The organism is Streptomyces sp. HPF1205, assembly GCF_020400825.1.
Taxonomy (GTDB): Bacteria; Actinomycetota; Actinomycetes; order Streptomycetales; family Streptomycetaceae; genus Actinacidiphila.
In genome coordinates, this window is record NZ_JAINVH010000084.1 from 1 (window position 1) to 3,702 (window position 3,702).

Annotated in this window: 1 protein-coding gene; it reads left to right on the plus strand. The window is 73.1% G+C overall.

Translation table 11 applies throughout. The features are described 5' to 3' along the window. Window positions 1–3,702, plus strand: a 3,702-nt coding sequence (locus K7G61_RS35635) for a type I polyketide synthase (protein ID WP_225851303.1), incomplete at both ends; no start/stop codon positions are given.

Below are 3,702 nucleotides of genomic sequence, written 5' to 3' on the forward strand. Positions count from 1 at the left end.
GTGGCCTCCCTTGCCGAGTCGGGAGCTCGGGCCGAGGTGGTCGCGTGTGACGTGGCCGATCGGGATGCCCTGGCCGCTGTGCTGCACGGTCGTGCGCTGACGGCTGTCGTGCATACGGCCGGTGTGCTGGACGACGGGTTGTTCGCGTCGATGACGCCTGAACGGCTGGGTGCTGTGTGGGAGTCCAAGGCCCGTGCTGCCTGGAATCTGCACGAGGTGACGCAAGGTCAGGATCTCGCGTCGTTCGTGCTGTTCTCGTCGGTCGCGGGTGTGCTGGGCAGTGCCGGCCAGGCCAACTACGCCGCCGCCAACGCCTATCTGGACGCTCTGGCCACCCATCGTCGCGGTCTCGGTCTGCCCGCGGTCTCGCTGGCCTGGGGGCCGTGGCACCAGGACGGCGGCATGACCGGCCACCTCACGGACGGCGACCTGGCTCGTATGGCACGCGGTGGGATGGTCCCGTTCGACGCGGCCGACGGTATGGCCGCCTTTGACGCCGGCCGCACTGGCGCCCGGGCGGTGACCGTGCCGGTCCGCCTCGACCTCACCGGCCTGCGTCCGGCCGACGCCGGCCACGAGGCGCCGCCACTGCTGCGCGGACTCGTCCGGCCGGCGCGGCGCCAGGCCGGGCGGGGAACGGCGGCGTCCGGCGGCGAGTCGTCGCTCGCACGGCGCCTGGCCGGGCTGTCCGGCGCCGACCGGGCCCGCGAACTGCTGGACCTCGTCCGCAACCAGGCCGTCGCCGTGCTCGGCCACGCCTCCGCGGCCGCCGTCGAACCCGGACGGGCGTTCAAGGACCTAGGCTTCGACTCGCTCACCTCCGTCGAGCTCCGCAACCGGGTCGGCGCCGCCACCGGTCTGCGCCTGCCCGCCACCCTCGTCTTCGACCACCCGACCGCGGCCTCGCTCGCCGCGTACCTCGAAGCCGAGCTGTACGGCGGGGCCGACGCGCCCGCCGCGGCCGGACCCGCCGCGGCGGCCGGGCTGGACGAGGACCCGGTGGTCGTCGTCGGCATGGCCTGCCGTTACCCGGGCGGCGTCGACTCGCCCGAGGCGCTGTGGGACCTGGTCGCCTCCGGCCGGGACGCCATCGACGCGTTTCCCGCGAACCGCGGCTGGGACCTGGACTCGCTCTACGACCCCGACCCCCAGCACCCCGGCACCACCTACGCCCGCACCGGCGGCTTCCTCTACGACGCCGACCTGTTCGACCCGGCCTTCTTCGGCATCGCCCCCCGTGAGGCGCTGGCCATGGACCCGCAGCAGAGGCTGCTGCTGGAGACCTCCTGGGAGGCGTTCGAACGCGCGGGGGTGAGCCCGGCCGCCGCCCGCGGCAGCCGTACCGGCGTCTTCGTCGGCGCCGCCTTCCAGGGCTACGGCCCGCGTCCCGGGCAGGTGCCCGACGAGATCGAGGGCCACCTGCTCACCGGCAACGCCGGCTCCGTCGTCTCCGGCCGCATCGCCTACACCTTCGGCCTCGAAGGCCCGGCGATGACCGTCGACACCGCCTGCTCGTCCTCGCTCGTCGCCCTGCACCTCGCCGTGCAGGCGCTGCGGGGCGGCGAGTGCTCGATGGCGCTGGTCGGCGGCGCCGCGATCATGGCCTCCCCGACGATGTTCGTGCAGTTCAGCCGGCAGCGGGGACTCGCGGCCGACGGCCGCTGCAAGTCCTTCGCCGACGCCGCCGACGGCACCGCCTGGTCCGAGGGCGTCGGCATGCTCCTGGTGGAACGGCTCTCCGAGGCCCGGCGCAACGGCCACACCGTACTGGCCGTCGTACGCGGCACCGCCGTCAACCAGGACGGCGCGAGCAACGGTCTGACCGCTCCCAACGGCCCCTCCCAGCAGCGCGTCATCCGTGACGCGCTCGGCACCGCCGGGCTGTCCGCCGCCGACATCGACGCGATCGAGGCCCACGGCACCGGCACCACCCTCGGCGACCCCATCGAGGCCCAGGCCCTGCTGGCCACGTACGGTCGCGACCGCGAACACCCGCTGCTGCTCGGCTCGTTGAAGTCCAACATCGGCCACACCCAGGCCGCCGCCGGTGTGGGTGGCCTCATCAAGATGGTCATGGCCATGCGGCACGGCGTCCTGCCGCGCACCCTCCACGTCGACCGCCCGACCGAGCAGGTCGACTGGTCCGCGGGCAGTATCGCCCTGCTCACCGAGCCGACCGAGTGGCCCGAGACCGGCCATCCGCGCCGCGCCGGCATCTCCTCCTTCGGCATCAGCGGCACCAACGCGCACGTCATCGTCGAGCAGCCGCCGAGCCCTTTGCCCAGCGCCGAGCCCCGTGCCGCACGTGTCGCACGTGTCGCCGACGGACGGCACCTGCCGTGGGTACTCTCCGGCAAGGACACGGCGGGCCTCACCGCCCAAGCCGCGCGTCTTGCCCGCCACGTGCGCGCCGACGCCACGGCCGACACCGCCGACATCACCGACATCGCCCACTCGCTGGCCACGCGCCGCCAGGCCCTTGAGTACCGGGCCGTCGCCGTCGGACGTGACCGCGGCGAACTCCTCGCCGCGCTGGACGCTCTCGCGAACGGCACGCAGGCCGCGGGACTCGTCACCGGCTCCACGGTGGAGGGTCGTACGGCGTTCCTGTTCTCGGGCCAGGGCAGTCAGCGGTCCGGCATGGGGCGTGAGCTGTACGGGGCCTTCCCGGTGTTCGCGGATGCGCTGGATGAGGTGTGCGGGCTGTTCGAGGGGGAGTTGGAGCGGCCGTTGCGGGAGGTGATGTTCGAGGCCGACTCCGCGGATCTGGACCGTACCGTTTACACGCAGGCCGCGCTGTTCGCGCTGGAGGTGGCGTTGTACCGGTTGGTGGAGTCGTGGGGTGTGCGGCCGGACTTCTTGGCGGGGCATTCGATCGGTGAGCTGGTGGCCGCGCATGTGGCGGGTGTGCTGTCGCTGGAGGACGCGGTCCGGCTGGTTGCTGCTCGGGGTCGGTTGATGCAGGCGTTGCCGGCTGGTGGGGCGATGTTGGCGGTGCGGGCGGAGGAGTCTGTTGTACGGGAGGCGTTGGCGGGCCGCGAGGATGTGGCGGTGGCGGCGGTCAACGGGCCTGAGGCCGTGGTGGTTTCGGGTGCGGGTGACACCGTCGCCGAGCTGGAGGCGGCCTGGCGTTCTGAGGGTCGTAAGGTCAAGCGGCTGACCGTTTCGCACGCGTTTCATTCGCCGTTGATGGACCCGATGCTGGCCGACTTCCGTGCGGTCGCGGAGTCGCTGACGTACAACGCCCCTCGTATTCCGGTGGTGTCGAACGTCACCGCTGACCTGGCCGGTGACCTCACCGACCCCGCGTACTGGGTGACGCATGTCCGCGAGGCGGTCCGCTTCGCCGACGGCGTGCGCACCCTGAGTGGTGAAGGCGTCCGCACCTACCTGGAGTTGGGTCCGGACGGCGTTCTGTCGGCGATGGTGCAGCCGGTGGTCGGGGATGGCGGCGAGGAGACCGCGGCGGTGGCGCTGCTGCGCGCCGGACGGCCCGAGGCGCGCGCGGCCATGACCGCGCTGGGCGCGCTGCACGTGCGCGGGACGGGCATCGACTGGGCCGCGTTCTTCGCGGGCACCGGTGCCGGCGGCACCGACCTGCCGACCTACGCCTTCCAGCGGCAGCGCTACTGGCTCTCCGCCGACGCCGCCGATGCCGCCGACGACGCGGGCCGCCTCGACGCGGCCGGCTCGGACCAGGAA